This window comes from Burkholderia sp. DN3021, assembly GCF_049805555.1.
GTDB classification, from domain to species: Bacteria; Pseudomonadota; Gammaproteobacteria; order Burkholderiales; family Burkholderiaceae; genus Burkholderia; species Burkholderia pyrrocinia_C.
In genome coordinates this window covers 41,743-60,291 of record NZ_JBNCAB010000010.1, presented here as the reverse complement: position 1 = coordinate 60,291, position 18,549 = coordinate 41,743, and the positions used below count along the sequence as shown (strand labels likewise).

At 59.9% G+C, this 18,549-nt stretch carries 13 protein-coding genes; 1 reads left to right on the top strand and 12 read right to left on the bottom strand.

Annotated features, from left to right (window positions below; translation table 11 throughout):
• Nucleotides 1-44: 44 nt before the first annotated feature.
• On the top strand, nucleotides 45-926 hold the full coding sequence (locus ACPUER_RS08085) for a LysR family transcriptional regulator (protein ID WP_175959205.1): 882 nt from the start codon (nucleotides 45-47) through the stop codon (nucleotides 924-926).
• On the opposite strand, the gene ACPUER_RS08080 is transcribed toward ACPUER_RS08085, so the two are convergent.
• From ACPUER_RS08080 to ACPUER_RS08025, 12 genes are all read right to left on the bottom strand, one after another.
• Nucleotides 812-1,234 (bottom strand): hypothetical protein, encoded by a 423-nt coding sequence (locus ACPUER_RS08080; RefSeq protein WP_425130805.1) that lies wholly within the window; start codon nucleotides 1,232-1,234, stop codon nucleotides 812-814. The genes ACPUER_RS08085 and ACPUER_RS08080 overlap by 115 nt on opposite strands.
• 32 nt (nucleotides 1,235-1,266) lie before the next feature.
• Entirely contained in the window at nucleotides 1,267-2,481 is a 1,215-nt protein-coding gene (icmH, locus tag ACPUER_RS08075) for a type IVB secretion system protein IcmH/DotU (RefSeq protein WP_425130804.1), read from the bottom strand.
• Nucleotides 2,482-2,501: 20 nt separating this feature from the next.
• Nucleotides 2,502-6,599, bottom strand: a complete 4,098-nt coding sequence (tssM, locus tag ACPUER_RS08070) for a type VI secretion system membrane subunit TssM (RefSeq protein WP_425130803.1) — start codon at nucleotides 6,597-6,599, stop codon at nucleotides 2,502-2,504.
• 25 nt (nucleotides 6,600-6,624) lie between these two features.
• Nucleotides 6,625-7,884 carry a type VI secretion system protein TssL, long form gene (gene tssL / locus ACPUER_RS08065; protein ID WP_425130802.1) on the bottom strand — a complete coding sequence of 420 codons (1,260 nt, stop codon included), beginning with the start codon at nucleotides 7,882-7,884 and terminating at the stop codon, nucleotides 6,625-6,627.
• 53 nt (nucleotides 7,885-7,937) lie between these two features.
• Nucleotides 7,938-8,201 carry a PAAR domain-containing protein gene (locus ACPUER_RS08060; RefSeq protein WP_310143702.1) on the bottom strand — a complete coding sequence of 88 codons (264 nt, stop codon included), beginning with the start codon at nucleotides 8,199-8,201 and terminating at the stop codon, nucleotides 7,938-7,940.
• 17 nt (nucleotides 8,202-8,218) lie between these two features.
• Complete coding sequence (locus ACPUER_RS08055) at nucleotides 8,219-9,409, bottom strand: DUF6396 domain-containing protein (RefSeq protein ID WP_425130801.1); 1,191 nt, start codon at nucleotides 9,407-9,409, stop codon at nucleotides 8,219-8,221.
• Nucleotides 9,406-11,049 (bottom strand): DUF6396 domain-containing protein, encoded by a 1,644-nt coding sequence (locus ACPUER_RS08050; protein WP_425130800.1) that lies wholly within the window; start codon nucleotides 11,047-11,049, stop codon nucleotides 9,406-9,408. The genes ACPUER_RS08055 and ACPUER_RS08050 overlap by 4 nt, the downstream gene beginning before the upstream one ends.
• A gap of 12 nt (nucleotides 11,050-11,061) precedes the next feature.
• Complete coding sequence (locus ACPUER_RS08045; RefSeq protein ID WP_310140100.1) at nucleotides 11,062-13,032, bottom strand: phospholipase D-like domain-containing protein; 1,971 nt, start codon at nucleotides 13,030-13,032, stop codon at nucleotides 11,062-11,064.
• A 30-nt stretch (nucleotides 13,033-13,062) separates the two neighbouring features.
• Nucleotides 13,063-15,792 (bottom strand): type VI secretion system Vgr family protein, encoded by a 2,730-nt coding sequence (locus ACPUER_RS08040; protein ID WP_244137176.1) that lies wholly within the window; start codon nucleotides 15,790-15,792, stop codon nucleotides 13,063-13,065.
• 288 nt (nucleotides 15,793-16,080) lie between these two features.
• Nucleotides 16,081-17,424 carry a type VI secretion system baseplate subunit TssK gene (gene tssK, locus ACPUER_RS08035; RefSeq protein WP_175958841.1) on the bottom strand — a complete coding sequence of 448 codons (1,344 nt, stop codon included), beginning with the start codon at nucleotides 17,422-17,424 and terminating at the stop codon, nucleotides 16,081-16,083.
• Between the two features lie 31 nt (nucleotides 17,425-17,455).
• Nucleotides 17,456-17,962 carry a type VI secretion system lipoprotein TssJ gene (tssJ, locus tag ACPUER_RS08030; protein ID WP_175958840.1) on the bottom strand — a complete coding sequence of 169 codons (507 nt, stop codon included), beginning with the start codon at nucleotides 17,960-17,962 and terminating at the stop codon, nucleotides 17,456-17,458.
• Nucleotides 17,963-18,048: 86 nt separating this feature from the next.
• On the bottom strand, nucleotides 18,049-18,534 hold the full coding sequence (locus ACPUER_RS08025) for an Hcp family type VI secretion system effector (RefSeq protein ID WP_175671864.1): 486 nt from the start codon (nucleotides 18,532-18,534) through the stop codon (nucleotides 18,049-18,051).
• Between the last annotated feature and the right edge of the window lie 15 nt (nucleotides 18,535-18,549).

The window sequence follows — 18,549 nt, the reverse complement described above, 5'->3', positions numbered from 1 at the left end:
TCCACTGTCTGCCGCCACCCTGCCCGATGACACTGCCGACCCGCATGAACTGGGACAACGCCCGCTTCTTCCTGGCCCTCGCGCGCACCGGCACGCTGCGCGGCGCCGCGGCGCAACTGAACGTCGATCAGGCGACGGTGGGGCGTCGGATCGCCGCGCTCGAAGACGAACTCTCGGCCCGCCTGTTTCTCCGAACGCCGGCCCTCTACGTGCTGACGACCGCGGGCGAAGCCTTGCTCGAACCGGCCGAAACGATGGAACGGGCGTCGCTCACGATCGAACGGCGCGTGATGGGGCTCGACGAGCAGCTGGCGGGATCCGTGCGCATTGCCACGACCGACTCGCTCGGCAAGCGTTTCGTGATTCCCGCCATTGCCCGCTTGCGGCGCAGGCATGCCGGCATCGACGTCGTGTGCGTGACGTCGACCGAAATCGCCAATCTCACGCGCCGCGAAGCGGATCTCGCGATTCGCACGTTGCGGCCGGAATCGCCGGACCTGATCGTCAGGCGGCTCGGGCATCTCGAAACGGGCATCTACGCATCGCGCCGCTACCTGGCCGAGCGTGGCGAACCGGCCGCGGGCAGCGCGTTCGAAGGACACGATCTGGTGATGTACCAGCAGCCGGTGGTGCCCACGATGTGGGACGCCCTGTGCGGCGAATCGACGTCGCGCGGCCGCGTGATGTTCCAGACATCGTCGACGATGATGCTGGTCGAAGCCGCACTTGCGGGGCTCGGCATCGCGGAGCTGCCGTGCTTTCGCGCCGAAACCGAGCCGGAACTGGTGCGCCTCATGCCCCGACGATGCAATCATTTCGACGTGTGGCTCGTCGCGCATGCCGATCTGTACAAGACCGCACGCGTGCAGGCAGTGATCGAAGCCGTCGTCGACGAATTCGCGAGCGTCGCGCCATCCGCCCGGTAATCGAAGACTATAAAGATCAGCAGAACCGTGCCGATCCGCATGGCGATGCCGCCCTTGAATACCTGCATGTCGGATTCCTGCGTCAGGTTCGAAGCGCGCGGCTGATACTCGCCATCACCCGCAGACCAGCCAAACGTCTGACGCCATTTGCCGCCGAGCTGGCGCAACTGCAGGTCGTGGAAACCCTCCGTCCAGGTCGACAGCACGTTCAGTACGTTGCTGCCCTCCGTGATGTCGTGATCGCGCGTGCTATCGCGATGCCAGTCGCCGGCGATATTCCGATAGAACATCACCGGCTGCGCGAACACGACGCGCAGCGATGATTACCAGCTATCGAACGTCAATCCGTGATGGTCACTTCGACGCGGCGATTTCTCGCCCTTCCCGCCGCGGTTCCGTTGTCCGCCAGCGAATCGGCCTCGCCATTTCCCTCGACACTGATACGCGGCGCCGATACGCCAGCCGAAACGAGAATCTGGGCCGCGTGCCGGGCACGCGCTTCGGAAAGCGCCTGGTTAGACGCTTGGCGTGTCGAACGGGCCGACGTGCTGTCCGCGTAACCCGCCACATGCACGGTTGCACTGCCGGTCAGCACCGCGATTTCCCGCCCGGCCGAAGCCACGACAGAAGCCCCCCACGGCGCCACCGCCGCATCACCAGGCGCAAACAGGCCGCCAAACCGCAGCGTCAACGTATCGCTCCCGGGAGCGCGGATCAGTTCGACATTCCCCGCGGCAACCTCGTCGCGAAGCCGCTGTTCCAGGTTTCGAGCGAGCGCATCAAGCGGCAAAGCCCGGGGGGTCTCTTTCGTGCGCACCCAACGGTCCGCCGCGGCGTAGCCCCCGGCCCCCAGCAATAACGCAACAGCGAGACCTCCCACGAACCTCGCTCGCGATCGACGCACCGCCACCGGACGTACCCACGGATCGACCGTCTGTCGCGTACGTTTCGGCGGCTCGCTGACGCGATTCACGCTCAGCCCACCCGTCATAACCGCGTCGTGCACGTGTTCGCGAATGACCTGCAAGCGCTTGTGACCGCCTGCTTCAAATCGGTATCGCCCACGAAACCCGAGATCGAGTACGTTTTGGTACAACTCAATCAGATCGAGGTTCTCGCGCGGATCGCGCATTGCCTCGTCGATCAGCTGGAAAACACGGTCGCCGCCCTGACGATCATGCCCCGACACACTCGCCAGACTGTTGTCCTGCCATTCGACGCCGGTTGTTTCGCCCTTTCCCCACGACGTCTGCATCGCCGCCTCGTCGAGCGCGGAGCACAGACAATAGCTTGCGCGCCGGACATGCTCGGGGCGGAGCTGGAGTTCACCGGAGATCCGGGTGAAGAGACGAACTTCCTGCCCCAGCCATCGATGCCACCGTGTAATAGCGTCGGCATCGAGCATTTCGGGCGTATCGGCCAATGCCTGCAACAGAACGCGCGACGCTTCGAGCAGCGGGTTGATCGCCTGCTCCGCGGCCGTGAGCCGCGCGGCAACAGGCGGCGACGCCACGGCGCCTGCGTGGCCCAGCGGATCGGTTGTCGAAAGAGTCATCTTGATCGATCCCTCCCGGTTCAGCGGGAAGCGCTTCCCGCGCTCCCCGGCAACATGCCTCGCGGCAACCCCGGCGGCGGGCCGCTATCCGGCAGGTTGAACGCCGACATCGTGCTGGGGCACCGGAACGTCTTCAGCACGTCGCTCGTCAGCGGATTCGCGACACTCCCGGCGCTCGCGACGTCGAGCGCCGCTTGACGCCCGTCGAAACTGAACGCGACGCGCGTGCGGCCCGGCGTCGCCGTCTCCGTCACGCGACCTTTCTCGAGCAGGCGCATCAACGCCCAAGGGCCATCGGTTGAAATCGTCGACGTGTCCGGCCGGATGCGCGGGCTGGCCGTGATTTCCGTGTGGACGCCGCCACGCGGTCCCGGCCACGTGACCGTGAAAGGCGCGACCGGGCCATGTTGATAGAGCGTAGTCTGTCCATCGATGTCGAGCGACAGACTCATGATCGTCGGGTCGAGTTCGGGAATTCGGATGTCAGCCTTCCAGGTCAGTTGCTTGTGGCCGGGATCGTTGAAAAAGATGTCGCGGATTGCCTTCGCATGCTCGAACGGCTCCAGGTCCGGCCCCTGTACGGGCTCGGTCGCGCCTGGCAGCGTCCGATAGCGCCATGGCTTCGCGGACGTATCGACGAACAGTGCCAGCGTCTTCACGAAGAAATCATCGATCACGCCGCCCTGCGCAAACACGCGCGTGAAGTCGTCGATACCGACGTCGCGCTTGCTGTCGGGCGAAAACGGGTAATTTCCTTCGATCGTCAGCCGGCAAGTGTCGCCGACCACCGCCTGCATCTGGCGCGACAGCAGTTGGCCGATCCCCTGATTGACTTCTCGCGAACCATCGACGGCAAGCTGCAGCAATACGGCGCGAAACGGTGCCGGCATCGTGTCGGCCGTCATTTTCAGTTTCGCAGCTACGTCGCTCGCCGGTGGCATGCTGTTGTTCGACAACGCATTGTCGGCAACGGTGAGCGCCGTGTAATAGTCGTTCAGCAAGTTGGTAACGCCATCCAGCCCCGTCTTGTCCGCCTGTGTGGCAGCACGTTGCGTATCGGATTGCGCATCCACGCTCCCGGTAACGACCTCGCGCAGCGCCGCAAAGTGATTGTCGACGAGTTCCCGTTCAACGCGCTCCGACGCCCGGATACCCAGCGCCTTGTCCGCCTTCTGATTGATCTGGTCGGCGGCCCGCTGCAGCAGCGAACCGTCCGACACCGTCATCGGCTGCGCGAGCGTCGTCTCGTGCACGGCTACGCGGGCAAGCCGCACCAGCGGCGAATCAGGTGCCGCGAAGCTGCGCAGCACCTTCAGATTGAACGCGAGGCTGGTGCCACTCACGGTCCGGATGTCGTTGAGAAACGCGTCCCACTGCTGGGCATATTCCATCAGATATTCGCGGCGAACCGCGTCGGTCAACGCATCGTCCGCGCCGGCGGCGTTGCTCACGGTCTCAGCCGTTTTTTTTTGAGCCTCGCCCAAGTATGAGCGCCCCATCACCCATGCGTCGTCGTCGCGCGCGATCTGCACGAACTCGGGCAGCCGTTTGTCGAACAGATTCCGATAGCCATCGAACGTGAAGAGCCCCGACACGCCGCGCGACAACGGTGCATCGCTTGCTCGCGTGAATACCGTGCCGGCTTGCGGGCCTACCGCGCGCAGCAACGTAAACTCGTCGGGCGCTTCCTTCAGCATGGCCGCCTTTGCGCGCTGGTAAAGGCGGTCGGTGGCGTTGCTACCCTCGAGAAAAGCGCGCGCCTGCTGCACCAGCGCGTCGTTGCGGATCACCGGAGACTGCACCACGCGTTCTCCGGAGAAAAGCTGTTGCACGTGGTCGATCATCGACGCCCTTCCACCGAAAGCAGCCGCGCTATCGGTCTTCGCCCAGTCGTCGAGCACCCACGCCTTGACGTCGGCGGCATTGAACTTCGCCTTGTCGTACAGCATCAGGTATACGCGCAGCGCATCGTAGGCGGCCTTCGAATCCTTGCTCGCAATCGCGCCGGACATGACGTTCTCCAGGCGGTGCACGATCTGCGGCAACAGCAGGTTGTCTTCGAGTGCGTCGTAGGTGCGGTGGCTTTCGGTTGCAATGTCCGCCGGCGTGTAGAGACCGTAGCGCCACGCGCTGTCCGGATCGGACAGGTCGAGTCCCGGGAAGGTCGGCAAATAACGCGCGTCTGTCAGCGTATCGGGCACGGCTTGCAGTTTCGGCGTCTTGTACAACTCCGTGACGCGGGCCGTAAGCGCCTGTACCTTTCGGCCAATCGTGGCGAGATAGTCCCCGTTGTGGCCGAAGCTCACGCGCAAGCCGATCGCCAGCCACACGAACAACAGCAGCGCCAATGTGTGGCCGATCAGGCGCAAGAGTCGGTAGCGGTATTCCCACCGCAGGTTGGGGCTCACCAGATGCGCTTCCGGGAACACGACACGGGTCAGCAGATCGTGCAGGAAGAACCCTTGGTTGCCCTCGGCTCGCGCCGGTGAAACGCGGGCGTGGTCCTGAGTCGACAGAAGACGTTGAACGACTGTACCGCGCTCCACGACTATCTCGCTGTCCCGTTGTCGTGCACTCGTGAAATACACGCCGCGCAACGTCGAATGGAGCTGGGTATCGTCGTACCGTGAATCGAGAAACACCCGGTCTATCAGGTCGAGCAGCGGTCCGAGCAGCGCAGCAAACTCCTCGGGCAGCGCCGCAAGCGACCGGCGCTTGCGCGCATCGTACTCATCCTGCAAGTGCGTATCGATCGAAGCGCCAAGCCTTTGCGCGAGTTCGGCAAGTTCCGCGTGGCAGCGGGCACGCAGCCCTTCCTTTGCAACCGTTTCCTTACCATACGGAAGCGTGAAGCCCCATGCCTGCGCCCTCCCCTCGGCCGTCAGCGCCCCGAAATACTCGGCGAAACCCGTCAGACGGTCCATCTTCGTGACCATTACATAGACAGGGAAACGAATACCCAGCTCCTGCCTCAGTTCGGCCAGCCGCGCGCGCAACGTGGCAGCCTCAGCCACACGCGCCTGTTCGTCGGCACCGGCCAACGTGGCAAGATCGATCGTCAGCAACGCGCCGTTGATCGGCGCGCGAGGCCGATGCCGGCGCAGCATGCCCAGAAATCCAAGCCATTCCGCGCGATCGACCTTCTGTCGGCGTTCGCCCGCACCGTGACCGGGCCGAACGACTGGACCGCCGGCTGTCGACACGGCGGCGGCTTTCGATTGCGACGCCTCATTCCGCTTCGTATCGTCTTCAGCGCTTTTCGCAGCCGGCTGGGCATCGGCGCCGTCCTTGCCCGGAACGCCGGTGGCCGGCTTTCCCGTGTCCGAGACGGGCGCATCGACGTCCTCGGCCGTCGACATGCCATGATGCGTGTAGTAGCCGGCCGTGTCGATCAGCACCGCGTCATTGGTCAGCCACCAGTCCACCGCGGCAGCATCACCGGCCGGCGCCCCGGCCGCACGCTGCATCTGCTCGGCAACGGGAAACGCCAATCCGCCGTTCATCAGTACGCTGGTCTTGCCGGCCCCTTGCGAGCCGAGCGTGATGTACCAAGGCAGCTCGTACAAATAGCGCTTGCCCTGGAACAGCTTGCCAAGACCGCGCGCGCCGGTACGCATCGATTTGAGGCGCGCGAGCGCGCTCGTCACGACCGCTTCGATTTTCCGCAAGCGTGGTGCGGCAGGCGATTCATTCTCGCGGCGATCCATGCGCAGCATCTTCTTCAGGAACGCATCGTCTTCGCGCATTTTCCGCCACAGGCGAAACATCCCGAAAAGAACGAAAACGGCCATCACCAGCGCGATCGCGGTGAGTCGGGCCGACACCGGCTCGAATGGCGCCACGTGACCGAACGAGAGCAGCGGCGCGGCGTACCAGAGCAGCAAGCAAAGCAATGCGGCGAACACGACGCTCGTCGACCAGCCCACGAGCCAGAGCAGCACGCCGGCAAGCAACAGCGCGATCAGCAGCACGCGCATACCGGCGCCAGCGAGCGGCTTGAGCCCACCGAACGCGAAAAACGGGCCGACGAACCAGATCACCAGTGCAACGACGATCAGTGCGAGGAACGCGAGGAACTGGCGCGAGGCCAGAAACGACAGGAACTGGAACTTCTTCATGTGGTATTCCGGAAACGGATCTGGCTTATCGTGCGACGTCGATCTCGACGCGGCGGTTTTGCGCGCGCCCCTGCGCGGTGCGGTTGTCGCCGACCGGGTCGGCATCGCCCTTGCCGACGGCTTCGAGACGGTTTGCCGGGACCCCCGCGGTTTGCAGCATTTGCATGATCTGGATAGCCCGCTCTTCCGACAGCGCCAGGTTCGATGCGAAATGCCGGCTGCGAATCGGCACGCTGTCCGTATAGCCGATGATCGTTACCTTGCCCGGCACCTTGGCGATCTCAGTGGCGATCTTCGCAATCAGCGGATTCATCGATGCCTGAACCGAAGCGCCGCCGGGCTTGAACATCGCGTCTCCGCGGAACGTAACGGCGCTGTGGCGAGCGTCTTCGTCGACACTGACGGTGCCGGCGGCGATTTCATCCTGGAGCAATTGCTTGAGGTGCAGTTGCGGCGGCGCGGGAGGCGGCGTCATGCGGGCGATGTCGGCAATCTGTTTCTGAACGTCCGCGCTACGGCTGACCAGTTCGTACTTGAACCAGCCGAACAATCCGAGCAGGATCACCGACAGGACGGTGACGGTGATCCATACCGGAAAATCGGTGAATGACAGGCGCTTGCCTTTCGCGGTCGATTGCCAGTGAGGCGATAGCGCCAGCGGCACCGGTTCGCGCTGCGACGTGATCACGTTGTAGAGCCGCTGACGAATCGCGTCGTGCTTGCGCTTGCCGTCGGTCACGCCTCGGTAGCGACCTTCGAAACCGAGGCTGAGAATCCGGTAAATTACTTCCAGGAGGTCACGATGCTCGTGAGGGTCCTCCAGCAAGCGGCCGATCAACAGGTAGATCTTGTCGCCGCCCTTGAGGTCTCCGTGAAAAGTGGTCGCAAGCCCTCCTTGGATCCATTCGATTGCCGACGAGCCCTTCTTGCCCCACGCGGTTTGTGTTGCGGCTTCGTCCAGTGCCGTGCACAGACAGTAGCTCGCGCCGATCATGTGATCTCGCCGGATGTTTGCCTGTTCGCAGAGTTTCTCGAATACGCGCACTTCCTGATCGAGGAGCATGTGTAATGCAAGTATCTGCTCAGGTTCAAGATGTTCCGGCATATCCGCCTGCGCACGCAGGAGTGCACTTGCTGCTTCAAGCAACCGGTTTTGTGCGCTCTGGACCGCCAACAGCCTTTTCGGCAACGGGATCGCCATGGCTCCCGGAGCTTCTTGCCGATTATCCGGTGATGGCATTTGATCGACGAGGGGCGCCAAGGCCTCGCTTGATTGGTTAGTCATAAAGAAACATCGATTTTTAATAACATTTACATAACAATGCGAATTTATTTAATTCACGATACCGATATGGTTTTCAATCGACTCACCAGCACACATCCGCAACCAGCATGATGTGCTTCGAGAGCAACCGGCACTCCATCGACCAGGAAAGTTTCGTCCCCTTCCTCGATTCGATTCACTCCGTGCTCTGCGCAACGGACGAGATCGAATTTACGCACAATGGCTTTTCCTTCAATACTATCCGAACTACTTCCCGTTAATATCTCGCCGCCATGAGGTGCCAGCGTGTCACTGACCACAATGATCTGCCTGGACATGTTTTTCTCCATTTAAATCAATTAGAGACAAGAAATCGATCGACTGCGGAAAGTACATAAATCGTTGATATGGCATCAAGACCGTGATCGAACGGTAATGCGTCGACGTCCCGTGATATATGTCCTCGACCGTCAGGAGGCGGCACCGCGTTCTTCGTGGACGATGGTGTCGTCGCCTTGGCTGCATCGATCAGCGTCTTGACATCACCATCCCATTTTGGCAAGAGTCTCGGAGGGAGCGGAAGAACCTTATCTAGGTTCGGGAGCTTAAGACGACCCCGGTAATGCTCCAAGACTCGGGCAATCTTGCTATACCGCTGGGCGCGGGCTTGATCGATGTAACCGACAAGATTGCTACCGTCGGTCAAATCAAATCCATCGAATTCGGTAAAGATATTGCTAGCACATTTGGAACTTCCAAGCCTCACCCCCTCGTGCAGCACCTCTAGTGCACGTCGCTTCGCCGATGGCGTCCCCGGTCGGGCATAAATGTAGCTGAGTTTATTGGCGGCATCCCCATACCCTTGCGCCAAAGCACACTCAAGCATCTGTGTCGCAACGGTCACATTCCCCCAGAACTCGCCCCCCGGATCGTCATACGTTCCGGCTAGCTTGCTGGCCAGAAACGTCATGGCCGACGGACTTCCCATATCCGCTGCTCTCTGGAAGAACGCATAAGCACTGGTGGCGTTTCCGCTTTTGACCAGCCCCCTCTGGTGGTACACACCCATCTGATCGTATGCATCCGGCACACCCAGCGTCATCGCCGTCTCTACCCAACGAATCGCCACTTCCGGATTGCGTTCAGGCACGCCGGGATAGCCACTCAGAATCAATGCCGCGAGATTGAGCATCGCCTTCCAGTGACCGCGCTCAGCCGCCTGCTCATATAGTCGATAAATCTTCGCGTAGTCGCGCCGCTTGTAGTAAACGTCCGGATCGTCGAGCGCCAACGCCTGCTGGAACCATTGCTCTGCCTGTGGATCGATCGGCGGCACGTGCTGATCCTGATACACGCACTTGAATTCCTTGCGGTGTGGATTAAACAGCGGAAGTTTTTCGTAGCGAGGCTGGTCAGACATCGCGGCAGTCAATTTGTTGGTCACGGTAGTTAACGGCCCCGCCTGCACGCTGACCGCGAACAGGCAAAGGCTCATGACCGCAACGCACAAGCTCCGCCCGACCACACTCATTCCAGGTTTGCTCACAGCGCAATCCTTTCGAAACCGTCGTCCGTCCGTGCATTGGGGCTACCCATGAAGGTCCACTGCACATGCACTGGGTCAATCTCCAGGTGACGATCAACTGGTTTCGGAAACGGCTGTCCCTCCAGTACGAATGCTTGCTGATCCCAGCGGTTGTACAAGGCCGCGAGCGGATGATTCACTCCGACGCTTGCCTCCCAAATACCCGTTTGCGGGCATCGCTCCAATCCGTGGCACGACAACTTCTCAGGCTGCGTCTCAAGTTGACGCAAAAATCCGGCATCACGCAGTTGCGCCAGAAATACCGATCGACTCGGCGGCACTGGTCGAGATTCGCCCAGGTAATGCCACTGCACCTGTTCGGCTTCCAGCCAGTTTACGTGCGGCGGGTCGAAACGCTCGCCGGCCCGATAGCGTTCGGGGTGACCACTGCGGGCAAATTTCAGTTGGTCCTTACGCATGGTCGACAAGCCGTAGAGCCCGAGCCAGTAGCCACTTTCCGGCACCACCTTGTCACCGCTCACGGCATAGGGACTTTGCGCGAGCGACAAGACACCTTGCCCCTCGGGCATGCGCGCTCGATCTTCCAATTTGGATAGTTCTTTCTTCGAAGGCAGTGTCACCGCCTTGGCTGCATCGATCAGCGTCTCGACATCACCATCCCATTTCGGCAATGGTGTCGGGGGGAGAGGAAGGATCTTGTCTAGGTTCGGGAGTTTCAGGCGACCTTGATAATGCTCCAAGATATCGGCAATCTTGCTGTAACGCTCGGCACGAGCCACATCAATATAGCCGGCAAGATTACGCCCCTCCACCAAGTTGAATCCATCGAACTGAGTGAAAATCGCATTTGCACATTTTGCACTTCCGAACTTTACACCCTCATGCAATGTCTCTAGCGCACGCCGCCTGGCCGGCGGCGTTTCCGATCGTGCATAAATGTAGCTAAGCTTATGGGCAGCGTCTCCATACCCTTGTGCCAAAGCACACTCAAGCATCTGTGTCGCAACGGTCACATTCCCCCAGAACTCGCCCCCCGGATCGTCATACGTTCCGGCTAGCTTGCTGGCCAGAAACGTCATGGCCGACGGACTTCCCATATCCGCTGCTCTCTGGAAGAACGCATAAGCACTGGTGGCGTTTCCGCTTTTGACCAGCCCCCTCTGGTGGTACACACCCATCTGATCGTATGCATCCGGCACACCCAGCGTCATCGCCGTCTCTACCCAACGAATCGCCACTTCCGGATTGCGTTCAGGCACGCCGGGATAGCCACTCAGAATCAATGCCGCGAGATTGAGCATCGCCTTCCAGTGACCGCGCTCAGCCGCCTGCTCGTATAGTCGATAAATCCTCGCGTAGTCGCGCCGCTTGTAGTAAACGTCCGGATCGTCGAGCGCCAACGCCTGCTGGAACATCTGCTCTGCCTGTGGATCGGTCGAGGGCACGTGCTGATTCTGATACACGCACTTGAATTCCTTGCGGTGTGGATTAAACAACGGCAGTTTCTCGTAACGTGGTTGTTCAGACATGGCAGCGGTAAGTTTATTAGTCAAGGCAATCAATGGACCAGCCTGCACGCTAGTGGCGTGCAAGAATATAGTGACGTAAATAAAGCACACAAGTCTTATCAAAAAATTCATTTTAACCTCCACTCATACCGTCGCCGTTTCACCAGATGACGGAATAGTGACATTGGCGTGCATGGTCGTTGTCGATCTGTAATCTTCAAAACTCAACAAAAATCCATGTATTGTTTCTTCACGTTGCCGCAAGTCATCGTTATCAACCATTTGCTCATTCCATATCCTGAATACGCTGGTAACTTGTTCTCTTTCCCCGGCCCCAACGATCTTCCCCCCCGATTGCAATCCAAACACCCGCTCACGCAACTTCGCAGCCCACTCCTCCCCAGTCGCAGCAATATTTATTTCGCTATCCACCGACATACTTCGTTGATTCAGGTTGGCGCTCCCGAGCGTCACGAATACGTCATCGATCAGCATCAGCTTCGAGTGAATATAAATCTCGCGATACGCCATCTTCCCTCCCACCATCCCGCTTGTGCGCAGTCGCGCCACGCTCACTTTCAGGCCAAGCGTGCCCTCCAACGCCTCCACGCTCGGACGATCGAGCACCTTGTGCCTTGCCTTGACCTTGAGCGGATTTCCGTGTTCATCCTTGAGATTCAGGTCGTATTGAACATACTTTGCTCTTTTATAGTTCTGACTCATCTTTCCAGAATCCACCAAATCCGCCTGATTCGGCATCGCTTTTCCGTGACCGAGTTCCGTCAATGTGTCAAAGGTACGCGGCACCATTCCGTCGTCCTCTGGATGTGGAATGACAATGAACAGATGGAGCCTGGGGACTTCGGCAATCGGCTTCTTGGACAGGCGATCCCAAGCATCACAGAACTTTTCTCGCTGATCCTTCAAATGACGCGCGAATTCCGGGTAATAAAAGTACTGATTTTCGATATAGATGTAGTTACGTGCGTAGCTTGTCGCCTGGAAATACAGCTCCTTGATGCTTTTTTCCCGCTCGTGAGCCTGAGTCCGAACTATCTGTACAGCCTGCCGTGAATTTTTCGGCAAGGTGGGGATCCGAGGTGGCAACGCTGCCAACTCCTTCGTCTTCCACGCTTTGGGCGCGAACAAATTCCAGCCTTGCTCAAAATTCTGGTGCAGACGCTTGAGTGCCGGCCCGACCACCCGGCAAGCGTAATCTTGCAGTGGCCTCGCATGCTTGTATTGCCCCGTACCAGTTCGATTTCCGGGATTCTGCGTAGCTTGTGCTTGCGCGTGCTCGCCATCGACATTTTTTGCCGACCAAGTCTCGCGCAGCGAGTCGTCGATTCGATGGTTTTCGCTGTCCCAGTAGTCCGTCACGGAGTTGAGGCCCATGACATATCCAATGGCATGAAGGCCTCCTTCATGCTCGTAATCAATCAGTATCGGCTTCTGGTGATGCGTCGGAAAATTCCACAGAAGCCCGGCCTCGTCTACGGGGTTATACCATTCGAACGCGGGTGGATCTTGCTCCTTTGGAGCCTGATCGATTAAAGCCTTGACATCTGATCTGGAAATACTTCGCAAAACAATCTGCAGATTCGGATTCCTTCCTTGCGCCCTTTGCGACGAAGGGAGATGATCCTGCCACCACTTCACGCAGTAATCGTGACGAGCATGATTTGCGTATGGCGATCCAAGTGGTCCGTGTTTCGCATCGGTGTAACCAGGCATGTTGTTCTGCTTGGTCGATGCGAGCAAGTCATACCAAATCAGCAAGCGAACGCGAACGGGATTCCGCGATCTAGTAGTGACTTCATGCAGCAACTCACCGTATGTTTTCCCACGCTTCCATTTCGCCCCAGAGCGGACGAGTTCCATCGCCGGATCGAACCCCCAGCAGACAATATCCACGGTTGCCTTGGCGTCACGGATGTCCTTCTCGATTCTTTCGAAGCCTTCACGGCCACATACAAAGAAATCCAATGAGTTACCGTAGGTAATCGGATTCTTCTCGCGCTTTTCCAGCAGCCATTGCACGGTGCCTTGCGCCCTACGCCCAGCTTCGTCGATTGCAATATCAACTGGATTGTGCGTCTTGATGTCGTCGGCCATATAGTTGTCCCGTAGCGTTTCGAGCACACGTCACACGCGTTCGCCACGATTCGAGCGCAGATCGACATGCTCGGGATCGTGATTAAGCGCATCGCGCACCTTAAGATTGAACTCACCGCCGTTGCTGAGTTTGACGCGATACGCGCTTGTTCCCGGCTGATGATTCATGACGATCACGCGCCCGAACTCGTCGGTCACACCTTCTCCGATCTTTGCGGTTCCCTTGAACAATTCGTACGGCTCGTCCACGTACCGGTTCGCGGCCCCAGGTAGCGCGCCAAGCGTGAAGTGCAGGTTTTCCGGCAATTCCGGGGCGTCGAGCGCGAGCGGGCTGCTCTTGTTGTCCGGACCGGTGAATATGCGCCCAGCCGAATGCACTTCGAATTTCCCGTTTGTACCGCTTGTGATCTCACCGGCACGCCAGCGCGTGTAGCTACCGCCTCCGCTTATTTCCACTTCCTGCTGAGCACTGATGCGAATCCTGTCGGCAACGACCGTGACATTGAGTTTCGCGAGCAGGTTGATACTGTCTTTCAGCGCCTTTAGATCGATGTCACCTGCCGCGGCCACCAAGCGCATACCGGCTTGATAGACAAACAACCGTAGCGCCTTGCGCATGCTCGCGAACAAGCCACCGCCCGTGCTGACCGACATGTCGGTACCGACAGTCACCGCGGCAGCACGGCCACTGCTCAGATGAATCTGTTCCGGCGTACTCGCAACGATGCCGGCGGGACTGGCGAGTACAAGCTGAGGGTCCCGGAACTGCTTCAGCTTGCCGCCGCCCCGAATAGCATTCGCCTGTGCTTTCAAAGACGTCACAATGGTGGTTTGTTCACCATCGTGCGCATGAACGGACTGAGCAGTGTGCGCAAGCCCTTCTGCAAGCTCCTGGGACTCGGAAAGCTGCGCATCGATCTCGTCGACGCTGAATGCGTCGCCATTGGCGGCTGGTCGACTGAAGGTCGTGAGCAGTAGCCCTTCGGCACCCCGAACCGCAGCTTTGCCGTCCGTGCGCAATTCAGCCCCTCGACCACGCTCATCCTGCCGCCCAGCATTGCCGGCAATGCGCGTGATATACCCGAGATTCAACTGCGAGGCGCCTTCGTCGCTCGACAGGTGGGCCTGGATTTTTCCGTTCGTATCGTCGAAGGCGAGCGTATTCGCGCGCCGGCCGTCGATCTCCCGGCTGCGATAGCCGGCGAGCGCCTGGTTCTTCGGCAAGTCGAACGGTGGCATGTTGAACGCGTTGGTCGCGCTGCCCACGATGATCGGCAAATCCGGATCGCCGTTGACGAATGCGACTTCGACCTCATGTCCCCGACGCGGCAGAAAGATTCCACCAAACTGATCGCCATGCCAGGCACCGGCCACGCGTACCCAGCAACTCGATCGCTCATCGTTCTTGCCCAGCCGATCCCACAGAAACTGGAGCTTCACCCGACCGTGTGCATCGGTCCAGATTTCCTGATTCTCCGGACACGTCACGACGCCATATTCGACGCCGTTCATACGTGGCTTTGCAATCGTACGCAGCAGCCGGAACGGCTCATTGGTCGGCTGCACCGTAAAATCCGCTTCGCAACGGTATCGCTGGCCGGATCCCGACGCTTCGCCAATCTCCTCGATTGTCAGCTTGCAGGCGATCACCGCATACTCGCGATTCGCCGCATCCTGCGGATAATGCGACAGCACGAACGTCTGGCCGGTCACCACGCCTCGCAGGTTGCCTTTGCCGTAGCCCCTCAGCCCCTGACAACGCCAAGCCTCCATCTGCACGAGCGTCAGGTACTCCGCTTCCGTGCGCGGCTCGTTGTGATCGCCCGCGAGCCCAGCCGCGCCAGCTTGCGGCTGCGCGTAATCGCCCCACGTGTAATGCTCCTGATGAGCGAGCCCGGTGTCACGAGGATCTTCGCGCATCACCTTCAGGTCCGCGCGCGGCAACGTATAGTCGTAGTCGACGCTCGTCACCGCGCCCGTTGTCAGCGCATGGGCGACCGAGAAGTCCTGAATGTGTTCCTCGTCAAGCCGTCGACCGGTCGGCGGCTCGTAGCGAAGCGCGGCATAAGCTTCACCTAGCGGTTTGAGCGCACCCATTGAGTCGCACAGCACAAGGCGATGCTTGCCTTCGCTATGCTCGAAGAAGTAGTAGATGCCCCACTCTTCCCACAAACGCTGCAAGAACGCCCAGTCGCTCTCGAAGTGCTGACGCTGAATGTCCCGCTTCGGCCATCCCTTGTTCGGCCGAGGGGTGGTAAGGCGTTTTTCGACCGGGAACGGATAGGACGAGAGCACCGCATCGGTGATCTCGACCATGGACATGTCCTGAAAGATGCGACAGTCGCAATTTTTGGTTGCATGCCAGAGCCACGGCCGCAGCGTGAGTGCATACACGATCGAACGACCGTCTTCACGCACGATCGTCGCATGGCTGACGATACCGGTGATCTCGCGTGCGCCCGCACCAAGATTGGCCATTCCGGCATTGCCGGCCAAGCCGGGAATGAAACGGCCCTTGCCCTCGAGCTGAATCGAGACGGTGACTTCCGTGCCGATCAGCTTGTCGAGTTTGACATTCGCCGCGATGCTCTGCGAAAACCCGAGCGCATCCGGAGTTTTCAGCTCGAGCTTGTACTCGAACAACTCGCCGATCGTCTCGGCACCGGCAAGCTTGACCGGCGTGAGGATTGGACGATCACCGTACATCGGCAGAGCCGCGCCGGAAACCGACAGCGTCCGTGGTGCATCAAACAACGCCATTCCGGCATCTCCTTGAATCGCTCGAATCACTGAGCATCTGTTTCGTGTTATGCCTGTGACGCCTATACCCCCTTATTTCCACTCGTTAACAAATGAATGCGGCTCATTAAAAAAAACGACAATAAAAATAATTGCCGCCACAATCAATACGCCAACAGTGGTGACAAGTCCAAGAAATATTTCTGACAATTTTTCTTCATTTGATTTTTTCATTTTCAAAATTAGAATCAATAAAACCCACTATTTTATGTGTTGCGCTATCTAACGCCTTCATAATTGCCGCATTGTTCAGCGCACGCCCCACAACTCAAGCCTCAACGACGGGAACTCTCCCGACACATGCAATGCGATGCCACCATGCCGCACGACTTCCTCCCAAAGCGGCCCACCCTGGGTCAGCTCGTAATAGATGTAGCCCGCATTGAATGGAATCTGCCGCGGCGGCACCGGCAGCGCCTGCAGGCCAATGCCCGGCAAGTGACTGCGCACCAGGCTAGGCAGCTTGTCCGAAGGCCCCGCCTTCGCCTGCGCAAGAAACTGCTGTTGCAGTACATCCTGCGGCATCGCCGCATGCACGGCCAGCACCAGTGCGGTGAACCCTTGCATATCGACCGGATCGACCACCGCGTTGCGCATGCCGTGACCGCGGTCCTCCAGCACGATGCTCTGCGCGCTGCGCACCAGCACGGCATTGAGCAGCCGATGCGTGTCGTCGACGACCGGCTTCAGGCACACGTGCGGCGTCGTATGCTGATACGGCGGGTGCGTCTCGAGTGGCCGGCGCGTGTTGGTGCGCAAGTGCGTCGACAACTCACCCGCCATGCCGATCAGCAGCGCATACACGTCAGCCGGCGACGTCGCCGGCACACGCAGAAGATGCTGCAGAAGCGGCTCGTAGCGGTTCAGGATCTGCAGCAGCAGGTAATCGGTAACTGTCGCCGCGCTTGCGGTCGTGTCGTCGGTACCGGCGAGCCGCTGCGCAAGCGCATTCGCGCGCAGGCGCGCGAGATCATGAATCTTCGTGACCCAGCTTGTCAGCAGGTCGCTTGCGCCGTAACCGGATACCGGCGGCACGAGCGTGTCGTCGAGCGCGATGCTGCCATCCGCGCGAATCGTCGTCACACACGTGAGCGCGAGACCGATCCAGGCATCGCCCAGCTCCTTTTCCGGCAGCAGACGCACGCGCAGGTTCGACAACTGCACCGATTCGGGGGCAAGACCCATCGAATTCGTGTCACGCAATTCGGTGTCGAACACCTGATAGCGTGCGAGCGAATCCGGGGTGTCGTCGAAGGTGGTCTCCTCACAATTCGGCAACCGGACCGGTACGGCCAGATAGATCACCTGGTCCAGATGTTCGGGCCGGATCGTCAGCGGCGGCGGCAACGGCGTGTTACCCGGCGCATCGAACGGCGTGCCGTCGGCAAACACGCCCGCGGTCGACTTGACGACGACCTTGCCGAGCGCCAGCGCCTCGTGATCGAGCGCGAAGTGCGTGAAACCGAAAAAGAACGGCGATAGCGGCGCCGCGCGCTGATGCGCGTATTTCTCGAAATAGCGGTCCTGCTGCTGGAACAGCTGCGGACGAAAGAATAGCCCTTCCTGCCAGGCGACCTTGGCATACCAGCTCATGCGTGCCGTCCGTTTTGTTGCGCGACGTGTTTCATTTCTTGGCTTCCGTGATCTTGACGGCCTTGGCCTCGAGATCGATGGTCAGTTTCAGCTTCGGCGTGAACAGGCGGTACCACGCCTTGTCCGGTGCGGCCGGCATCGTGTAGACCGCGCGCCAAACCGCGTTCGGCAAATCACGATAAACCGCGATCACGCCGATGGTGGTCGTGGCCGGGTCGGGCCGGCGAACGAGCGTCTGGTGCTCACCGGGGCGCAACTGCAGCTCGTCGCGTTTCACAACGTCGTCGGCCAACGCCGTTTTGTCCCGGGTCTGCAGCGTGAAGAAGTCGGCCGCGTTGAAGGCGCCGTCGTTCTTCAGTTCGTAAATGCGCACGACGATCGGCGCAGCCCTTCCCCGGTCGTCCGGATTGACGTCGGGCAGCGCGTTCACGCGCATGTCGAGCCGGATCGGCTCCTTCGGCTTCGGTTCGCCACTGCTCGCGCAGGCGGAAAGCGCGAGCGCGCAGGCGAGCGTGGCGACGGTCGGTATCGAACGCATGCGGCTATGAACCTTATTCACTGTGCGGGACGCCCCGCGACCGGCGGAGGCGATGCGCCCGCGCCAGTCGCGAGGAATCCACGCGATTACGCTTCCTTGTTGCCCTTGATGTCGAAGCTCGCGGTCACGGCGCCACCACTGCCGCCCTGCGCGTTCTGCACGACGTATTCCTGCTTGACCTTCGCGAACGACAGCGACACCGATTCGCGGCTCTTTTCCGCATCGTTCTTGCTGCCCGACGGCTTCACGCGCGTGACGATCACGTCGCTCATCGTGAGCTTCAGGTATTCAAGCGGGTTGCCGCCGGCCTTGCGCATGACCAGCGTTGCCTGGTCGATGTGCTTGCCCGTGAGCGCGTACTTCATCAGGTTCGGGCTGGCGCGGTCGATGTTGTGTTCGAACGTCAGATCCTTGACGGTCGCCTTGCCCGCACCGCCGCCGCTGCCGGCGTGCATCGTCGATTCCTGCTGGATGTCCCACTCCCAGTTCAGAACCTCGATTTCGTCCTTGTGCTTTTCGTCAAGCGACTCGCCGTTGATGCCGTCGATCTTCAGGAAAATGTCTTGTGCCATGCGTAGTACTCCTTC